The 18393-nt window shown below is 62.1% G+C and carries 11 protein-coding genes and 1 pseudogene; 7 read left to right on the top strand and 5 right to left on the bottom strand.

The genetic code is table 11. The features are described from left to right. Position 1: 1 nt before the first annotated feature. The 4 genes from BBSC_RS11400 to BBSC_RS11385 all read left to right on the top strand — a co-directional run bounded on the left by BBSC_RS11400 (position 2) and on the right by BBSC_RS11385 (position 6251). The gene (locus tag BBSC_RS11400) at positions 2–2011 is read left to right on the top strand and encodes a dipeptide/oligopeptide/nickel ABC transporter permease/ATP-binding protein (RefSeq protein WP_033517197.1); all 2010 of its coding nucleotides are present in this window, start codon (positions 2–4) and stop codon (positions 2009–2011) included. Next, positions 2008–2853 carry an ABC transporter ATP-binding protein gene (locus BBSC_RS11395; protein ID WP_046726054.1) on the top strand — a complete coding sequence of 282 codons (846 nt, stop codon included), beginning with the start codon at positions 2008–2010 and terminating at the stop codon, positions 2851–2853. Before BBSC_RS11400 ends, BBSC_RS11395 begins: the two co-directional genes overlap by 4 nt. A 106-nt stretch (positions 2854–2959) precedes the next feature. After that, on the top strand, positions 2960–3922 hold the full coding sequence (locus BBSC_RS11390; RefSeq protein ID WP_033517195.1) for a dihydrodipicolinate synthase family protein: 963 nt from the start codon (positions 2960–2962) through the stop codon (positions 3920–3922). A 46-nt stretch (positions 3923–3968) separates the two neighbouring features. Beyond that, a complete protein-coding gene (locus BBSC_RS11385) occupies positions 3969–6251 on the top strand; it encodes a sialidase family protein (RefSeq protein ID WP_033517248.1) in 2283 nt (760 codons plus the stop codon). Between the two features lie 108 nt (positions 6252–6359). On the opposite strand, the gene BBSC_RS11380 is transcribed toward BBSC_RS11385, so the two are convergent. Further along, the gene (locus tag BBSC_RS11380; RefSeq protein WP_161787637.1) at positions 6360–7178 is read right to left on the bottom strand and encodes a FadR/GntR family transcriptional regulator; all 819 of its coding nucleotides are present in this window, start codon (positions 7176–7178) and stop codon (positions 6360–6362) included. Between the two features lie 322 nt (positions 7179–7500). Between BBSC_RS11380 and BBSC_RS11375 the strand changes: the two genes are divergently transcribed. Continuing rightward, positions 7501–8121 (top strand): DUF5701 family protein, encoded by a 621-nt coding sequence (locus tag BBSC_RS11375; RefSeq protein WP_033517193.1) that lies wholly within the window; start codon positions 7501–7503, stop codon positions 8119–8121. Positions 8122–8264: 143 nt separating this feature from the next. Here BBSC_RS11375 and BBSC_RS11370 read toward each other — a convergent pair whose 3' ends face one another. Continuing rightward, positions 8265–9668: a metallophosphoesterase family protein gene (locus tag BBSC_RS11370; protein WP_033517191.1), complete on the bottom strand. Its 1404-nt coding sequence runs from the start codon at positions 9666–9668 to the stop codon at positions 8265–8267. Between the two features lie 314 nt (positions 9669–9982). Between BBSC_RS11370 and leuA the strand changes: the two genes are divergently transcribed. Beyond that, the gene (leuA, locus tag BBSC_RS11365; RefSeq protein WP_033517189.1) at positions 9983–11893 is read left to right on the top strand and encodes a 2-isopropylmalate synthase; all 1911 of its coding nucleotides are present in this window, start codon (positions 9983–9985) and stop codon (positions 11891–11893) included. 380 nt (positions 11894–12273) lie between these two features. Then, the gene (locus BBSC_RS11360; RefSeq protein ID WP_033517187.1) at positions 12274–13371 is read left to right on the top strand and encodes a glycoside hydrolase family 43 protein; all 1098 of its coding nucleotides are present in this window, start codon (positions 12274–12276) and stop codon (positions 13369–13371) included. 65 nt (positions 13372–13436) lie between these two features. Here the strand turns inward: BBSC_RS11360 and BBSC_RS11355 are convergent. The 3 genes and pseudogenes from BBSC_RS11355 to BBSC_RS11345 form a co-directional block, all read right to left on the bottom strand. Continuing rightward, positions 13437–14793: pseudogene (locus BBSC_RS11355) on the bottom strand (ATP-binding protein). A 397-nt stretch (positions 14794–15190) separates the two neighbouring features. Continuing rightward, complete coding sequence (locus BBSC_RS11350) at positions 15191–16387, bottom strand: pyridoxal phosphate-dependent aminotransferase (protein ID WP_051923128.1); 1197 nt, start codon at positions 16385–16387, stop codon at positions 15191–15193. 245 nt (positions 16388–16632) lie between these two features. Further along, positions 16633–18270, bottom strand: coding sequence for a peptide ABC transporter substrate-binding protein (locus tag BBSC_RS11345; protein ID WP_033517185.1), 1638 nt, complete (start codon positions 18268–18270; stop codon positions 16633–16635). Positions 18271–18393: the final 123 nt, after the last annotated feature.

Here is an 18393-nt window from a genome sequence, read left to right as displayed (position 1 = left end):
CATGCTGCTCGGGAAAAACAAAGTGGCCGAGGCCGTGAGCAGGCCCGGCATATCATTCAATCGCTTCGGCAAGATGACCGTCGGTGCTCGGCTCGCATTGCTGTTCGTCCTGCTGCTGGTCGCTGTGGCCATAGCGGCCCCTCTTATCTCCCCGGACGATCCGCTGGCCATTACGGTGAGCTATCAGTCGCCGAGCGGCAGCCATCTGTTCGGAACCGACAATGTGGGGCGCGACGTGATGACCCGCGTGTTCTATGGCGCGCGATACTCACTGGTCATCGGTCTATTGTCCATTCTGTTCGCACTGGTGTTGGGCTCGATCATCGGCGCGATCGCGGCCGTGGCGCGTACGTGGATCTCCGAGATCATCATGCGGATCATTGACGTGTTCATGTCGGTGCCGGGCATCGCCCTTGCCGCGGTGTTCGTCTCGATTCTCGGCCAGTCGATGTTCGGCATCATCGCCGCCATCGGCATTCTGTACGTGCCGCAGATCGCACGCATCGTGAGGGCGAACATCATCAGCGAGTACGGCAAGGACTACGTGCGCGCGGTTATCGTCTCCGGCGCGCGTGCCCCGTGGATTCTGTGCAAGCACGTGATGCGCAACATCGCCGCTCCGGTCATGGTGTTCACCACGCTGTGCGTGGCCGATGCAATCGTATTCGAGGCATCCCTGTCCTTTATCAATCTGGGTATCCCCGAACCGACGCCGACGTGGGGCAACATCCTATCCTCCGCCAAGGAGGGCGTGATCTTCGGCTACTGGTGGCAGGCGCTGTTCCCGGGCCTGATGATCATGATCACCGTGCTGTGTCTCAACATCCTGTCCGAGGGCATCACCGATGCGATGGTGGCCGCCCCGACCTCCCCGATCGAGGAGAGCGATGCGGATAAGGAGGCGCGGCGCGAGGAGGATCGTCTGCTTGTCGACCCGGTTGCCGCATATGCCGCCCAGCATGACAGACTTGAGGCGTCACTCGCCAGATTGCGGGAGGCCGAAATGCGCCGTACCGACCGATTCGAGCCCAGAAGCACGGACGCCCCGGTCATCGAGGTCAAGAACCTGTGCATCAGATTCCCGCGCCATGGCAACGTCGACGTGGTGGACCACGTGAGTTTCGCGGTGCGCCCGGGCGAGACGATGGGCTTGGTCGGCGAGTCCGGCTGCGGTAAGTCGATTACGTCGCTGGCCATCATGGGCCTGCTGGATCCCAAAGCCGAGATCAGCGGCGAAATCCTCTTCGGAGGCAGGAACCTTGTCGGTATGAGCGCCAAGGAGCATAACGCCCTGCGTGGCCATGAAATCGCCATGATCTACCAAGACGCCCTCTCCTCGCTCAATCCCTCGATGCTGATCAAGGCGCAGATGAAGCAGCTCACCTCCCGCGGAGGCACCCGATCGGCCGAGGAACTGCTCAAACTTGTGGGGTTGGATCCGCAGCGCACGCTGGAATCATATCCGCACGAACTCTCCGGAGGTCAGCGCCAGCGTGTGCTTATCGCCATGGCTCTGACGCGCGACCCGAAGCTGATCATTGCCGATGAACCGACTACCGCGCTTGACGTGACCGTGCAGAAGCAGGTTATCGACCTGCTGAACGAACTGCGCGAAAAGCTCGGCTTCGCCATGGTCTTCGTTTCGCACGACCTTGCCCTTGTGGCCAAGATAGCGCATTCCATCACCGTGATGTACGCCGGGCAGGTGGTTGAGCAGGGATCTACCAAGGAGATCCTTACCGATCCCCGCCACGAATACACCCGTGGTCTGCTTGGGGCGGTCACGTCCATCGAGGCCGGTGCCGGAAGACTCCATCAAGTGCCTGGAACCGTGCCTTCGCCGGCTGAATTCCCGAAGGGCGACCGATTCGCGCCTCGCTCGAGTCATCCGACCGTAGGACTCAACACCCGCCCGATTTTCGAGCAGGTGCCGGGAACGCACCACTATTACGCAGCATTGCCCGCAGACGCCGACGTTGCGGTCGCCGCTCAGGAAGGAGACGCCCGATGAGCCGTATCGCAGAAAATCCCAAGAAGGATCCGAACGTCGCGATCATCGAACTCAAGGATGTTGAGGTGGTGTTCGCCACGCGTGCGGGCTCCATTCTCAGACCCAGCAAGGTCACGGCTGTCAATAAGGTGAACCTGAGACTGATGCCCGGGCAGACCATCGGCATCGTCGGCGAGTCCGGCTGCGGCAAGTCCACCACGGCCAATGTGATGTGCGGATTGCAGCAGGCCACCAGCGGCAAAGTGCTGTTCAAGGGCCAGGATGTCACTCACCGCACCGCCAAGGAGCGTATGAGAATCGGACGCGTGGTCTCCGTGGTCTTTCAGGACCCGGCCACCGCGCTGAACTCCCGTATGAGCATCATCGATCAGCTCATTGATCCGCTTGCCGTGCATAAGGTCGGCGACAAAGCCGCTCGGATCAAGCGTGCCAATGAACTGTTGCGTATGGTTGGGCTGCCGGAGTCGGTGCTGTACGCGCTGCCCGGCCAGCTTTCCGGCGGCCAGCGCCAGCGCGTCGCCATAGCCCGTGCCTTGTCGCTCAATCCGGATGCGATCATTGCGGATGAGCCGACTTCCGCCCTGGATGTTTCGGTCCGCGCGCAGATTCTCAATCTGCTTTCCGATCTGAAACGATCCCTTGGCCTGTCCTTGGTGTTCATCAGCCATGACATCCAAACCGTACGCTACGTTTCCGATGAAATCGTGGTGATGAATCATGGCACCATCGTGGAACGCGGGCCGGCCCATGACGTGTTGAACAATCCCCAGGACGGCTACACCAAGCTGCTGTTGGGCGCGGCTCCGTCGCTCCTGCATCCCACCGCGGAGGAGTGCCGGTAGGATCCGCGGACCATCCTTCTCTTTTCCCGACCCGTCCGCCTTGCATCCGCAATCCGGGCGGAACCGTAAATCTCATTATCGTCAAACCTGCTAAGGAGCAATCATCATGACAACTCAATTCCGCGGAGTCATTCCGCCCGTTGTTACCCCGCTTACCGCCTCCGGTGAAGTGGACAAGGCCAGCTTTGTCCGTTCGATCAACCGCATGATTGATGCCGGAGTCGATGGCCTGTTCACGCTCGGTTCCTCCGGAGAAGTGGCGTTCAGCACCGATGCGCGCCGCCGCGAGATCATCGAAACGGTGATGAACGCCGTGGACGGCCGCGTGCCGGTGCTTGTCGGCTGCATCGACACCGAAACGAATCGTGTGATTGAGCATGCGAAGGCGGCTGAGGAACTTGGCGCCTCCGCCATTGTGGCCACATGCCCGTTCTATGCGCTTGGAGGCATGGAGGAAGTGGAGCGTCACTTCCGCCTGATTCATGATGCCGTGCCGGATTTGCCGCTGTTCGCCTATGACATCCCGGTGTGCGTGCATACCAAGCTGCCGGGCGATCTGCTGGTCAGGCTGGGCAAGGACGGGGTGCTTGCCGGTGTCAAGGACTCATCGAATGATGACGTCGCCTTCCGTTTTCTGGCGGATGACAATGCCAAAGCGGGCCATCCTCTCACACTGCTCACCGGTCAGGAAGTCGTGGTCGACGGAGCCTATATGGCTGGTGCGGATGGCTCGGTACCGGGACTCGCCAACGTGGAAGCCGATGGGTATGTGCGTATGTGGAATGCTGCTGAAACCGGTGACTGGGACGCCGTCAGAAAGGAGCAGGATCGCCTGTCCGCGTTGATGCGCATCGTCACCGTGCCTCAGGATGTGGCGGGATTCGGTGCCGGTGTGGGCGCCTTCAAGACCGCGATGGCGCTGCTGGGCGTGATCGACACCAACCAGATGCCCGATCCGGTGCTGCCGCTCAAGGACGAGAACGTGAAGCGTATCGCCGCTGTGCTCAGGGAATGCGGCATGGAACTGGCGCGCACTCCCGATGAGGTCTCCGCCTCCACCGAGTTCTGATCCGTGCGGCGAAAACGGCAATGAGACTTATATGAAAGGTGCCCGCATGACACATCTCTCCCATCATATCGATCGGGCGTGGAGTACCGCGTCGCTTCCGGAATCGGGAGGAACGTTGCGTGCGACGTTCCGGATTTCTTCGGACGGCGCCCTGCTGGAGGCCAAAGCCGCGGAGCGTCTCGTGCTCGGCGTTTCCGTCGCGTGCGGCTCGCTGCGGATCGAAGCCCCCGAGGAAGGCATCGTGCTGGACGTCGAGGACACCTATGGCGTGCAACTTGGCGGCGTTCATGATCTGCACGTCACATTCGGTGATTTCGGCACCAGAATCTACGTGGACGGATATCAGGCGTTCGCCTGCGCGACCAATATCTGCCCGTCGAAATACGCGCGGAAAGGCATGTTCGTCTGTGCGGATGAACCAGGCATGCGCGTCGAACGTGTGGAATGCTTTGCGCAGGCGTGGACTTCGGAACGCATCCAGCGCAATGTGCCGATTCCGCAGCCCGATATCGAGTTCGCGGCGGCCTATGTGGCCGGGAAAGACATCGTTGCATTACGCGCGATGAAGACCGGTACGGTTCATGCCCAGTTCCGGGTGCGTGGGCTTGGGCAGTTCGGGACGATTGTCGCGGCAAGGACCGCCGAAGGGCAGGTTTTGGACGTTTCCATTGACGATGATGGATTCGTTTACCGGGTGCTGGCCAATGGCGAGTGGTGTGAGTACCGTGCGTTCGGATCTTGGAATGACGGCGGTTGGCATGATCTGGTCGTGCGCGCGTTCCGAGGCGCCATTGACATCTATGTTGATGGAAATATGGAAATCCACCAGCCGGGACAGGTGTTTTTTGCCGATTACCCGGATCTGCGGCATGTGTCGATTGGCGAGGACTCCTTTGGGGTGCGTTTGTGCGGTGAAGTGCGGAGCGGCGGCATCTACGCGTATCCGCTCATGGACGGGCAGATTCGAAAGCTTTCGGATGTTCCTCCGACGACCGACACGGCGTTGTTCGATAAGGGGTATGAAGGTTCGGCAAGCTATCGCATTCCTTCGTTGGCCGTTACTCCGTCCGGCGTGACGATTGCGGGCGCCGATCGGCGTGTGGTCATCTCCAACGACGCGCCCAATGAGATCCATTTCGTTATCCGGCGATCCTTGGACGGCGGGCAGACATGGCTGCCTCTGCAGACCGTTATCGCTTTTCCCGGCAGCGGACTGGATGGCGCGTGCGTCATTGATTCCTGCATGGTCTGTGACCGCGAAACCGGCCGGGTATCGGTACTTGTCGACCATTTCCCGGGAGGAAGGGGGTTTGCGAATGTACAGAGAGGAATCGGCTTGGACGAGCAGGGACGCCTGATCCTGCATGATTCGAAAGGCCTGGAGTACCTCCTGCGGTCCGACGGTATCGTGACGTCCAGAGACGGTGACGCCACATCGTATCGGGTGGACGACGATGGCAATGTGACGTGCGGCGGCGCTCCTGCAGGCAACATCTATCTCAAGGAAGGCGCCGATCCATGCGAGAGCCTGCTGACCGCGCGCACCAGCTATGTGGTGGAGGTGCATTCGGACGATGATGGCGAGACATGGTCCAATCCGAGGCATATCAATCACATGATAAAAGAGCCGTGGATGGGATTTCTGGGCACGTCGCCCGGTAACGGCATCCAGCTCAGCGAGGGAGAACACCGGGGGCGGCTGCTTGTCCCGTATTACTGCACCGGAACGAGTCCCAAGTTCAATGCCGGTGGCGCGCTGATCTCCGATGATGGCGGCCGGACATGGAGACGCGGCAAGGCCATCAACGAAGGTCGGACGGTCAACGGCGAAGTCGTCGATGAACAGGATGTGCATGACGACGATGCGACCACGCATGAATCGGTGTTCGTGGAACGGTCGGACGGGGACGTGCTGTGCCTGTTCCGCAACCAACACCATCTGGGCAGAGTGGGCAAAGCGGTCAGCCATGATGGAGGCGAAACATGGGATACGGTGGAGTTTGACCCGATGCTGCCGGACATATTCAGCCAGCCCAATGCGGTGACGGTGCCGGCTGGGGAACGCGGATGCGCCTCGGACCGGATCATTTTTGCCAACGCCAGCCTGATGCGGCCGTACCGTGGATGCGGTGTGCTGCGTTTGAGTGAGGACGGGGGCAGAACCTGGAAGCGCAATCGCTGCTTCAATCCCTACCATTATGTCTATCAGTGCATGTCGGTCCTGCCGGATGGCGCGATCGGGCTGTTGTGGGAACGTGAGACGGCTGGTGTGTACTTTACGCGTCTGCCGTTGAGCTGGTTCGGCGTGGAGGCGCTGGAATCCAAATAGTGCGGCACGTCCGGTACTTGCTGTCCGAATGACGTGAAACGGCCGCCGGCTGACTGCCGGCGGCCGTTTCACGTATGTATGCCGGCGTGCGGCTGAAGCGTGTCGTGGCTATACGTCGTTTTCGGAACTGTCCTGGATGCGCTGCCTCAAAATGGATTCGATCGGCTCGTAGTGGTCCAGCACCGCTTGGCGATACCCTTCCAAGTCGCCGGAGCAGGCCGAGCTGAGCATGTGCTTATGGGCCACGGCGGTGCGGTCAAGCTCGGTGGATACGGGGAGCCCAAGCTGCGGAAGCACCGCCATGTGGACCAGCCACAGGGAACGAACCATCTGTTTGACGATGGTGTTGTTCAATGAGTCGAGAATGCCCATATGGAAATCGATATCGAGGCTTAGGAAGGTCTTTCCCTCTTTTGCGGTGCTGGTCATCGCATCGGCGAGTTCCATCAGCCTCGGCTGTTCGCTGCCGGTAAGGGACGCGACCACTTCGTCCGCGCATCCCAGATCAAGGAATTTCCGAAGTTCCACCACGTCTTGAAGATCGGCGAAATTTTTGCCGACAGATACCATGGAGCGAAAAGCGAGAGTCTCCACCATGGGATCCAACGACAGCGATCCGACGAATGTTCCTTTGCCGTGCTCCACTTTGACTATGTTGAGTGCCTCCAGCTTGCGCACCGCTTCGCGTATGGAGGATCGGGAGGCGCCGATCGCCTCGCATAACTGTGTTTCCGTGGGCAGCACATCACCGGGTTGCAGACGTTCGCGCAGAATATAGGACTTGATGGCGTCCATTGTCTCATCGCAGCGGCTACGCGACGATACGGTCGGCTCCGCTTGCAGGGACAGGCGTGTCAGCAGCGCGAGCTCCTGTTGGCTGTACGCGACTTCCGGAACGTCCGGCGCCGCCGGGGCCGGAGAGGCCATTATGCCTTGCCCGGATGCGCTGATCATAATATGCTCCTTGTCGTATATGACCTGTCGGGGCCGTGACGCCGTCGTCGTAACCAATTGACAATTCTCTGACGTCTCCTGCTGTACACATTAGCGCGAAATGCTAACGCATGTCTGATATTACGGGGGTTTTGCCGCAACGTGAGACGGAATCGGCGCATTGTCATGGCAGGGTCCTGCGATATTGCCGCGTCGCGTTATCGAGCATGTGATAACGAAGAATGCAGCCTGAAGATTTTACTGCGCTCGCAGGCATGCTGAACTGTCAGAGCATGGCGCTGGTAGGCTGGTGAATATGTCAAAGGCATCAGCAGAAGCGCAAAGGCAGTTGGACCGTCTCGTGGCGTTGGGGTACCCGGATGTGGCGGACATCAGCGCCGCCGCGTTCCGCGCGCTCGCCCGGCCGCTGATCGGCGCGCTGGAGCAAAGCGATCTGGGATCCGATATCCTGCTGGTCCCCACGAGGGAGCTGGTATCGCCCGAATCGCTGATCGCCCGAACCAGCATCAATCGCATGGCCGGATTCACGACGATGCCGCCGCGCGATATCGCCAGCTTCCTGCCCCAGGACGGCTTCGAGCCGCCCGAAGGGCCGTTCTACCTGGTCGTCGAACCGCATACCGGCACCTGCTACATCAACCGCGAGCCGGATGTGGCCCGCAAGCTCATCGACTCCGACGAGCGCCTGCCGCTCACGCTTGAGGAAGGCCTCGCCATCGCCACCCAGCACCCCGAATGGCTGCTGGAGAAGAACGGGTTCAACCTGCTTGGCTCGCGCAGCGCCGACGGGCGGGTGCCGAGCATCTGGATGAGTCAGAACGCGCCGCGTCTTGGCGCGGTGTGGCCCAACTCCCGCCATACGTGGCTGGGCAACGCCTACTGCGTGGCCCGCCGTGGCGTGAGTCTGTTCCGGTGAGACGCGGTCTCGACTAAGACCGGAGGCGGGCCGTGGCGTGGCATTGCAGTGTTTGCAACCACCCCCAGTCGGCTGCGCCGACAGCCCCCGCCAGCGGGGGCATGAACCACTTCAGTATTTACGCAAGCCGCTAGCGTAGGACGTCAGGGCCGTCCGCCTTGCCGCAACTGACGAACGATGCCCCGCACGATCGCGGCGAATGCGGCGGTCGTGGTCAGCGCGACGGTGGCGAACACCTGCGGTCGGCGCAGTTCGTTGCGCAGGCCGATCGCATCGGTGATGCAGTGGTCCTCGAAGAACACGCGCAGCTCGTTGCCGGAATAGCGCCCTACCAGATCGCCCCAGGTGAGCATGCGGGTCACGTAGGCGCGGGGATTGCTCTCGTTGAACTCGAACAGCCGCACGCCGCGGTAGCGCGATTTGGGCCCGTAGCACTCGAACCCGCAGGTCGGCGCGTATCCCAGATCGATGCCGTGCACGTGCCCGACAAAGGAATTCTTGTGGTCGTGCCCGCAGAACAGCGCGAAATAGCCGCCCGCTTCGAGCAGCGCATCGACCTCGCCCACGTTGTCGTCCGCGCAGCCGATGGCCTCGCCAAGGCGCGAGCCGGGCCGGCAGACCTCGTGGTTGAGCGTGTAGCAGTGGCCGGCGAAATTGCGCGTGCCCTCCACGGCGTTCGGCGTCCATGCGGGCACTTCGGTCAGGCAGTCGTAGAACTCCTGCGGCGGAATGTGCTGGAACGCGATCGCTGGCACTGGCTTGCCGTCGCCGTTGCGTTCGCCCAGCTCGCGCTGCGCGCCGCCGAGCCACGCGATCGCCTCGGGCGTCGGCGTGCCGTAGCCGTCCGCGTCCGCCAGGTCGAGTCCTCGTGAATTGGCCGCGTACGCGGGGTATTGGATGTCGTTCTCGGCCGGCTTGCCCGCGTAGTCGCCCGAGTTGACCATCATCACGCTCATGGCGACGCGCCCCGAGCCGTCGGACGATTCGATGGGTACCGCGAACGTGCCCGGTTCCGGAGCCAGCGTGGAGCTGCCCTGCACGGGGTTCAGGCAGCCGGGGTACTCGCGGTACATATCGTCCTGCTCGTCGGCGAGGATGCCGCACTGGAAGTCGTGGTTGCCATAGGTCGCGGCGAAGGGCACGCCGGCCTTGATGACGGGGCCGAGGAAGGCGCTGAACGTGTCGCGTACCTTCTGCCTGGTGTCGTCCATCAGGTCGTCGATGGTCACGATGTCCTCGGTCGGCGGCAGATCGGGATTGCGTCTGGCCGCGATGCGCCGGCGCACGCCGTGCAGCTTCGCCTCGATCTCGGTGACGAGCCGCACCTTGGCTCCGGGGTTCTCGCCGCGGCGCCGCAGGAAGGTGTCGATGTAGGCGGGATCGTATCCGCGGATCTGGTCGCCGGTGAACACCACCAGATCGGGATCGGCCTCGCGGATGGCGGCTTCGATCATGCGGATCGTGTCGGCGTTGACGTCGGGGCCGTCCTGCACGTCGGCCATTTGCAGCACACGGAAGGTGCCGTCGTCGCGGAATCGCAGTGTCATGGATTTCAATATAGGCAAACGCGCCTGTAATTGCGACACCCGAACGGGGAATTGCTCATATCGTCGTGAAGAATTCACATTCGTGGCACGGCCGGCTGCGGTGGCTCGGGCGGCTACGGGGGTCGGGCCGTCGGCGGTGGCTCCGCAGGGACACGCCACGGCGCCGATCCAAAGGCCGTATAGCGGAACGGCGGCGATTTGCCGGGCGATGATCGGTAGGATAGGGGTTTACGCATGTTACGTGCGCGTAAACGAAACGGAATACGCCCGCCGGTCACTGTTCGGCGGCAACCTTGAACAAAGAAGGAGGAGTGATGGGTCAGGATCAATCATCGGTGTTTGATCTCGCGGCTGCGGCTGCAGCGTCCAACGGAGGGAACAACGACCCGCTGCTGCCTCCGGCGCGATTCATCGGCGAACCCCAGAAGCCGAGCAAGATGCCGTACAACAAGTACGCGTCCTATGACAAGCAGGTGCCGTTCGACTTCCCCGAGCGCACATGGCCCGGCAAGCGCCTCACGCGCGCCCCGCGCTGGTGCTCGGTCGACCTGCGCGACGGCAACCAGGCGCTGGTCAACCCCATGGATTCCGAGCGCAAGCTGCGCTTCTGGAACCTGCTCATCTCCATGGGCTTCAAGGAGATCGAGGTGGGCTTCCCCTCGGCATCCGAAACCGATTTCGACTTCATCCGCATGCTCATCGAGCGCGAGCTCATCCCGGACGACGTGACCATCGTGGTGCTCACCCAGTGCCGCGAGCACCTCATCCGCCGCACCTACGAGGCGCTCAAGGGCGCCAAGCGCGCCATCGTGCACTTCTACAACTCCGTCTCCGTGCTGCAGCGCGAGGTGGTGTTCAAGAAGAACAAGGACGAGATCAAGAAGCTCGCCACCGACGCCGCCGAGCTGTGCAAGGACCTTGAGGGCGAGGCCAAGGGCATCGACCTGTACTACGAGTACTCGCCGGAATCCTTCACCGGCACCGAGCCGGAGTACGCGGTCGAGGTGTGCAACGCCGTGATCGGTGTCATCAAGCCCACCCCCGAGCATCCGATGATCATCAACCTGCCCGCCACCGTGGAGATGACCACGCCGAACGTGTTCGCCGACGAAGTGGAGTACGTCTCCACCCACCTCGACGACCGCGACTCGGTCGTGCTCTCCCTGCACCCGCACAACGACGAGGGCATGGGCGTGGCCGCCACCGAGCTGGCCGTGCTGGCCGGCGCCGACCGCGTGGAAGGCTGCCTGCTGGGCAATGGCGAGCGCACCGGCAACGTCGACCTGGTCACGCTGGGCCTTAACTGGCTCACCCAGGGCCTCGATCCGCAGCTCGATCTGTCCAACGTGCCGGAGATCCGCAAGACCGTCGAGTACTGTAACCAGATCAAGATCTCCGAGCGCCACCCCTACGCCGGCAACTTCGTGTTCACCGCGTTCTCCGGGTCGCACCAGGACGCCATCAAGAAGGGTCTCGAGGCCCGCCAGATGGCCGCCGATCGCGCCGGCGCCGATCTCGACAGCTTCGTGTGGCTCGTGCCGTACCTGCCGATCGATCCGAAGGACATCGGCCGTACGTACGAGGCGATCATCCGCGTCAACTCGCAGTCCGGCAAGGGCGGTATGGCCTACCTGCTCAAGACCAACCACAACCTCGACCTGCCCAAGCGTCTGCAGATCGAGTTTGACAAGATCGTGCAGAAATACGCCGACGAGACCAAGAAGGAAGTCAAGGACGAGGACATCTGGCGCCTGTTCAAGGACGAGTACCTGCCGGTCGAGGAGTCGGGCGCGACGGCGGCCGGCGTGGTCGTCGGCGACTCGCGCGACGAATCGCTCGAGCAGTGGGGCCGCCTGAAGCTGCTCAAGGTGTCCGTCTCCTCCGGCGAGGACGGGTCCGACACCGTGCTCAAGGCGCGTCTGCTCGATCGCGGCGCCGGCGCGCACGCCGATCAGCCGGTCGAGCGCGAACTGTCCGGCATCGGCAACGGCCCGATCGCCGCGTTCATCAACGCGATCTCGAACCTCGGCATTGAGGTCTCGGTGATGGACTACGTGGAGCACACCATGTCCGTCGGCACCGACGCGATGGCCGCCTCCTACGTGGAGTGCCAGATCGGTGAGGACGCCGAGAGCCAGATCATCTGGGGCGTCGGCATCGACTCCTCGATCATCACGAGCTCGCTCAAGGCGATCATTTCCGCGGTCAACAGGTCGGAACGCTGACGTAGTATCCCGCATCGGTAATCCGTTTGCGATGTCTGGCTCCCCTCTCGGAGGGGAGCCAGGCATTGCCGACACAGGATAACGGCGGATATGCCGTGATGAGTGCGAAGGCTTTTCGGTGAGGCCCCTTCCCTGCATGGGAAGGGGCCTCGCGCGTTTCTGCGGGGCGTGTCGTGGGGGCGTCGGCCGCGGCGCGGCCCGGTGAACGGATCCTGGATCATTTACGTTGATTGTGCGCCGATCTTGCCGATGATGACGAGAACGCCGGTATCCATGCATTACAATGAGGCGGTTGACCGATAGCATGACCGGAACGATACAGACACAACACCGATACGACAGAGACGACACAAACGATGACGATTGCGGAGAAGGAACGGATGAACGACAGCATTGACGGCAAGAACCCGGGGGAGCAGTATGGCTACCTGCTGGTGCACTTTATCGAAAACGCGCTCGGGCACACCGAGCGCGTCTACATGGATCTGTCCGACGGTGACGACCCGCGCCGCTGGATCCCGCTCAAGGGCGGCGAGCCGATCCTGAGCTCCGAGCTGGGCACCAAGGGCGTGCGCGACCCGCACATCGTGCGCAACCCCGATACGGGCATGTGGTACATTGTGGCCACGGATCTGCGCGTGATGGGCGACGGCAACGGCTCGGGCTCCGATACCGACTGGCACTACTGGTCTCACCACGGCAGCACGGACCTCATCGTCTGGCAGTCGCCGGATCTGGTGCATTGGAGCGAGGCGCGCACGCTCGACGTGTCGCGCAAACCGGACGGCGGTCATCTCGAACTGGGCATGGCGTGGGCCTGCGAATGCCTGTGGGTGCCCGACTACTATCCGGAAGATCATGACGGCGGCCGCGGCGCGTTCGTCATGTACTGGTCGAGCAAGCTGTTCGCCGACGACGATCCCGGGCATGAGAGCGACGACGTGCACGACAGGGTGCTATGGGGCGTGACGCGCGACTTCACGCAGGATACGTACGAGTACGGCGGCGTGTTCGTCGATACCGGAACCAATTCCATCGACACCACGATGATCCAGCGCAAGCTGCCCAACGGCACCAAGCGCACGTACCGCATCACCAAGGACAACGGCACGGGCAAGGCGGACGGCAGCGGCGAAGGAATCGGGATGGAATCGACCGACGCCGAGCGCTGGTGGGAGCCGGGCACGGTGTGGACGCGCGTGCAGACGCATATCGGCGAATGCTATTCGGACGGCCACGGTGTGGAAGGCCCGGCCGTGTTCGCCAACCATCACAACGATGGCGGCGCGAACGACGAGTGGTATCTGTTCGTGGACGTGATCCCGTCGATCGGCTATCGCCCGATGATCTCCAATGATCTGGACGCCGGGTGGCGTCCGCTCGACGACCCCGAGTTCTCGCTCGCCCCGCACACCAAGCACGGCGGCGTGGTCTCGCTGACCCGCGCCGAATACGAGCGTCTCAGCGCGCTGCGCTGAGACGGTTGGTTGCGCCGTCATATGGTTCATGACGGGGCTGTGGACTTTTTGGCAAGGGAGTCCGGTTACAGGCAGAATGCCATGTACAGGGGCAGCAGGCGCCGATAGCCGTCCCTTGCCATGGGCCGGGAATGAAGCGCATATTCCTCTCCCGTTCTGCCAGCGAACTTCGTGCGGAACTTGTCGAGAGACACTGTCGAATACCGTTTACCGGACTTGACCTCGATGGGGCTGATTCGCGGTTTCATCGCTGCGTCCCGGGTACGGGCGCACGATCAGGAAGTCGATTTCCATACGTTCCTCGCGTATGTTGGATGACTTCGCATAGAAGTACAGGTCGTGTCCGACCGCGACCAGCTGCTGGGCGACCGCGTTCTCGGCAAGCATGCCCTCGTTCACGCCGTCCGCGCCCAGCAGCACTTGGCGGTACACGTCCGGCAGCGATGGGCCGTCCGAGGAGAACGCCATGGTGGACAGCAGGCCGGTATCGGCCATATAGCATTTCACGACCGTGTCGTCGGCGCTGAGCGCCAACCCCAGCGAAGGATCCTCGGCCAGTATGCACAGGTTGACCGTCGCGGCCTCGCGCATCCACGCAAAGGCCGTCATGAAGTCACGGGAGCGGGACCCCTTCTCGACTTGGCTATAGACCAGTTTCTTCTCATGCTTCGCCAGTTGGCCCGGGATTGCATTGAATACCGCGCGCACGCGCTTTGCCGCCAGACCGCCGTATTTACCGATGTCCTCCCGATACAGTTTGAGCACCAGGCGCTTGGCGCGGTCCGCCGCGGCCATGTCCCGGGCGGGAGCGTAGGCCGCCGCCGACTGCGGCATGCCGCCAACCAGCATGTATTCACGCCACAGGCGCGACGCCTTGCGGTGCAGCGAATCGGGCAACGATACGCCGGACTCGAACGCATAGCGAATCATCCGGGCCAAGGCTTCCTCGCCCATCGCCCACAGGAATTCCTCGAAGTCCATCGGTCCCATGCGCATGGACTCCTCTTCGGAGGGGATCAGAATGTCCCTCACATTGGCGTTGATGGAGATCAGCGAACTGGTCTCGATGTAGTCGAACCGCCCATCGGCGACTAGATGCTTGATGAACTCCCTTGCCTGGGGAAACATCTGGACTTCGTCGAAGATGACCAAGGACCGGTGTGGCGTGAGCGTTACGCCGAGCGCCGCGCACAGGTACAGGAACAGGCCGTCGAGGTCGTTGCGCATGTCCAAAAATGTCTGTCTGAACTCGGCATCCATCCTCGTGAAATCGACCAAAGCATACGAATCATATTCGTTCCTGGCGAACTCCTCCGCGACCGTGGACTTGCCCACACGGCGGGCGCCCTCGATCAGCATGGCTGTCCCGCCGCCGTTTCGCTTCCACGCGAGAAGCCTGTTGTACGCCTTCCTCCGGAACATCGCCACTCCTCGATTGCACGTTTCTAAGGTTTTATATGTAGATGGAATCGCACTTTTCTGAGGTTTTAGCACGATATGTCATGTCGATGGCGGTGAAGCACCGGTGCGGGGAATCGACGCTTCATGTTGATCTGGGGGCGGTCACAGGAACGCGGCTAGTGTGCAGAAGTCTGTGACTCCGATCAATGTCACGTCGGATTGTTCCGTGCGACGATATCGACCAGCGTCTGTGTGAATCCGCCGGGGCGCGATCGGTTGGAGCCAGTTGGCTGCGCCGTCAGCTCGAGACGTTACATGCGATGTACGCTTCGTGCGCTGTCGCAGACGTTCCGCCGAGTCGCTCATTCGGCGGGCGTGACTGGTTTGGCCTCAGCCGTGTTCCTCTCCAGAGGGAGCGCTAGTCGACGACGCCCCTGCGCGCGGCCAGCCAGCGCAGACTGGCGTCGATGCGGCGCAGAGCTTCGTCGTAGAGCTCCTCGTTGGGAACGGCTCCGTACATGATGCGCAGATATCCTTCGCCGAACGGCGTGAACCAGGTGCCGGGGCCAACGCCGACCTGCGCGTCCGCGAGCAGCCAGTCGCGCACTTCCTCGCAGGTGCCCAGACGGCTGACATTCGCCCAAAAGTAGAATCCGCCCTCGGGCAGCGGGCAGCTCACACCCGGGATGGCGTCGAGTATGCGCTGACCCCTTGCGCGCCGCGCGCGCATGAGCTCCACCCAGTCGTCGGCGTACTTCGGGTCGTCGAACGCCGCCGCGGCGCCGATCTGCGCGAAGGTGTTGGTCGGGCCATGCACGTTGAAAATCGCCGGCTTGAGCACGGGGAACAGCTCCTTGGGCACCACCATGTAGGCCACGCGGTAGCCGGTGAGCCCCAGATCCTTGGATGTGCCGAACACGCTGATCGTGCGCGCGCGCATGCCGGGAAGCGTGGCGAAGGTGACGTATTCCTTGTCGTAGACCTGCCGCTCGAAATCCTGGTCGACCACGGCGATGAGATTGTGCCGTTCGAGTATGTCCGTCAGGCCGAGCAGCTCCTCGCGGTCGTACACGGTGCCGGTCGGATTGTTGGGATTGGTCAGCACGATGCAGCGGGTGCGTTCGGTGATCTTCGACTCCAGAACATCGAGCTCCAGATGGAACCCGGTCTCCTCGCGCACGGGCACTGGCACGTTGACCGCGCCGATCTGCAGCACGTCGTTGATGTTCTCGGAGAAGCCGGGCTCGATGTTGAGCACCTCGTCACCCATGTTGGGCCTGACGCAGACGCGGATGCCCAGATACAGGCCCATCGCGGAGCTGGGCACCACCAGCAGCTCGGTGTCGGGGTCGACTTCGAGCTGGTTGAAGGTCGCCAGCTTGCGCACCAATGCCTCACGCAGCTCGGGCTCGGCGTAGCCGTTGGCCAGCGAATAGTGCGTGCGTCCCTCATCCAACGCCCGTTTGGTCGCCTCGATGACATGCGCCGGCAGGCACGGGTCCGGGAAGAACAGGTCGGCTCCGGTAAGCAGGATCTTGCGGTCCGGGTCCATGCCGTCATATGGGGAGAAATCGGGCGAGGTGATATGCCTCCAGGACGGGTCGATATTGAGCATGGGTGCTTCCTTCCTTACTTGCTGGACTTTGCTGGACTTGCTGGATGTGCTCGGCTCGCTGGGAGTCGCGCGCACGGCGTGCTCGCCGCCGATCCGTGGCGGCATCAATGAAACTGCCACGGACTCGGAGCCGTGGCAGTTTCGTCGGTCATCCGCCCGGCGCGTCCGGTACGGGCGGGCGCGGGCGATCGCATGATCGGTCGATCGGGTGACCGTGGTGCGGGCCGTGGGATGCGGCCGCACGATCACTTGGATTTGGTGACCTCATAGTAGATCGGCACGGAATCCCAGCCGAAGTTGACGTTGCTGACCTTCGTGGACCAGACGCCGTTGACGTTCTGATACCACAGCGGCACGGACGGCAGATCCTTGAGCAGGATCTCCTCGGCTTGCTGGAACTTCTTGATGGCGTCCTCCGAAGAGGTGGAGGCGGCGCCCTCGTCGATGAGCTTGTCGAACTCGCTGTTGCTGTAGCCTTCGAGATCGGAGCTGGCTCCGGTGCGGTAGTTCTCGTTGAGGAAGTTGAACAGCGACGGCCAGTCGGCCTGCCACCCGGCGCGGGTCGCTCCCTTGAGCTTGGCGCCGAGGCGGTCCTCCAGCGAGGCGGAGAAGGTGGGGTACGGGTCGCCCTCCGCGTTGATGCCCAGCGTGTTCTTGATCGAATTGCAGACCGCGTCGACCCAGGCCTTGTGCGAGCCGTCGGCGTTGTAGGCGATGTAGAAGGTGTTGTCGCCGTAGTCCGAGATCGCGTTGGCCTGTGCCCAGAGTTCCTTGGCTTTGTCGGCGTTGTAGCTCAGCACGTCGCTGCCTTCGAGCGACTTGCTGTACCCGTCCACCACGGGAGACGAGAAGTCGGTCGCCGGGGTGCGCGTGCCGTTGAAGATCTTCTGGACGATGGTGTCGCGGTTGATGGCGTAGGAGATGGCCTGCCGGCGCAGCGTGCCTTCCTCTCCGCTCCAGTGCTCCAGGTAGTACGGGATGCTGATGGACTGGAAGATGGCCGCCGCCTGGTTGACGTTGCGGCCCTTGAAGGCGGTGTCCGCGCTCTTGATCGCCGAGTCGGGGAGGGTGTCGAGGATGTCGAGGTTGTCCGACTGCACATCCGCGTAGGCGGAGTTGAGCGAGGTGTACAGGTTGAACGTGATGCCGCCGTTCTTCGGCTGCCGGATGCCCTTGTAATCAGGGTTGGCGACCAGTTCGATCTTCTGGTCGTGGTGCCATGCGCTGTCGCTGGCCATCTTGTACGGGCCGTTGCCGATCGGGTGCTCGCCGTAGGCCTTCATGTCGTCGAAGGCGACGGACGGCATCGGTGCGAAGGCGACGTAGCCGAGACGCATCAGAAAGTCGGATTCCGGCTTGTTGAGCGCCACGGTGAACGTGAGATCGTCCACCTTCTTCACGCCGGTCAGATCGGAATCCTTGGAATCGGAATAGCCTTGGATGTTGCTGAAATAGGAGGCCGCCTGCAGGCCGTTGCTCAGCTTCGCCGCGTAGTTCCACGAATCGATGAAGGAATCGGAGGTCATCTTCTCGCCGTTGGTGAAGGTCCAGCCGCTCTTGAGCTTGACGGTCCATTCGGCGCTGTCGTCGTTCGGCGTGATCGATTCGGCGGCGTCGAGCACGGGCTTGCCGTCGCTGCTGTAGGTCACCAGTCCGGCGAACAGCTGGGTGGCGACCTTGGCGCCGCCCGATTCGACGGACTGCACCGGGGTCAGGGGATTCAACGGTTCGGAGCCGTTGGTGGTGATGATTGCGGTTTTGTCGTAGGAATCCTGCGAGGACTTGCTGCCGGAGCCGTTGGAGGATGCGCCGCATCCGGACATTGACAGCGTGAGCGCGGCGATCATCGCCGCCGTTTTGGCCACTTTACTGAACCTGTTCATGTCCCGTCCTTTCTCTTCTGTGGACATGCATCAACAATAGCCGGAAAAGATATTCATTTGTTAACTGATGATCAGGTATTGTTACTCAAATGAAATACTAATACACTGATAGTGTCATATTTG

Source organism: Bifidobacterium scardovii JCM 12489 = DSM 13734, assembly GCF_001042635.1.
Classification (GTDB): Bacteria; Actinomycetota; Actinomycetes; order Actinomycetales; family Bifidobacteriaceae; genus Bifidobacterium; species Bifidobacterium scardovii.
This window is presented reverse-complemented; position numbering and strand designations above follow the sequence as displayed.

Coding starts and splice junctions, on each gene's coding strand:
- BBSC_RS11370 (WP_033517191.1), bottom strand. CDS start 9,668: ATGACACTGCGATTCCGCGACGACGGCACCTTCCGTGTGCTGCAAATG.
- BBSC_RS11385 (WP_033517248.1), top strand. CDS start 3,969: ATGACACATCTCTCCCATCATATCGATCGGGCGTGGAGTACCGCGTCG.
- BBSC_RS11390 (WP_033517195.1), top strand. CDS start 2,960: ATGACAACTCAATTCCGCGGAGTCATTCCGCCCGTTGTTACCCCGCTT.
- BBSC_RS11395 (WP_046726054.1), top strand. CDS start 2,008: ATGAGCCGTATCGCAGAAAATCCCAAGAAGGATCCGAACGTCGCGATC.
- BBSC_RS11380 (WP_161787637.1), bottom strand. CDS start 7,178: ATGGCCTCTCCGGCCCCGGCGGCGCCGGACGTTCCGGAAGTCGCGTAC.
- leuA (WP_033517189.1), top strand. CDS start 9,983: ATGGGTCAGGATCAATCATCGGTGTTTGATCTCGCGGCTGCGGCTGCA.
- BBSC_RS11345 (WP_033517185.1), bottom strand. CDS start 18,270: ATGAACAGGTTCAGTAAAGTGGCCAAAACGGCGGCGATGATCGCCGCG.
- BBSC_RS11400 (WP_033517197.1), top strand. CDS start 2: ATGCTGCTCGGGAAAAACAAAGTGGCCGAGGCCGTGAGCAGGCCCGGC.
- BBSC_RS11350 (WP_051923128.1), bottom strand. CDS start 16,387: ATGCTCAATATCGACCCGTCCTGGAGGCATATCACCTCGCCCGATTTC.
- BBSC_RS11375 (WP_033517193.1), top strand. CDS start 7,501: ATGTCAAAGGCATCAGCAGAAGCGCAAAGGCAGTTGGACCGTCTCGTG.
- BBSC_RS11360 (WP_033517187.1), top strand. CDS start 12,274: ATGAACGACAGCATTGACGGCAAGAACCCGGGGGAGCAGTATGGCTAC.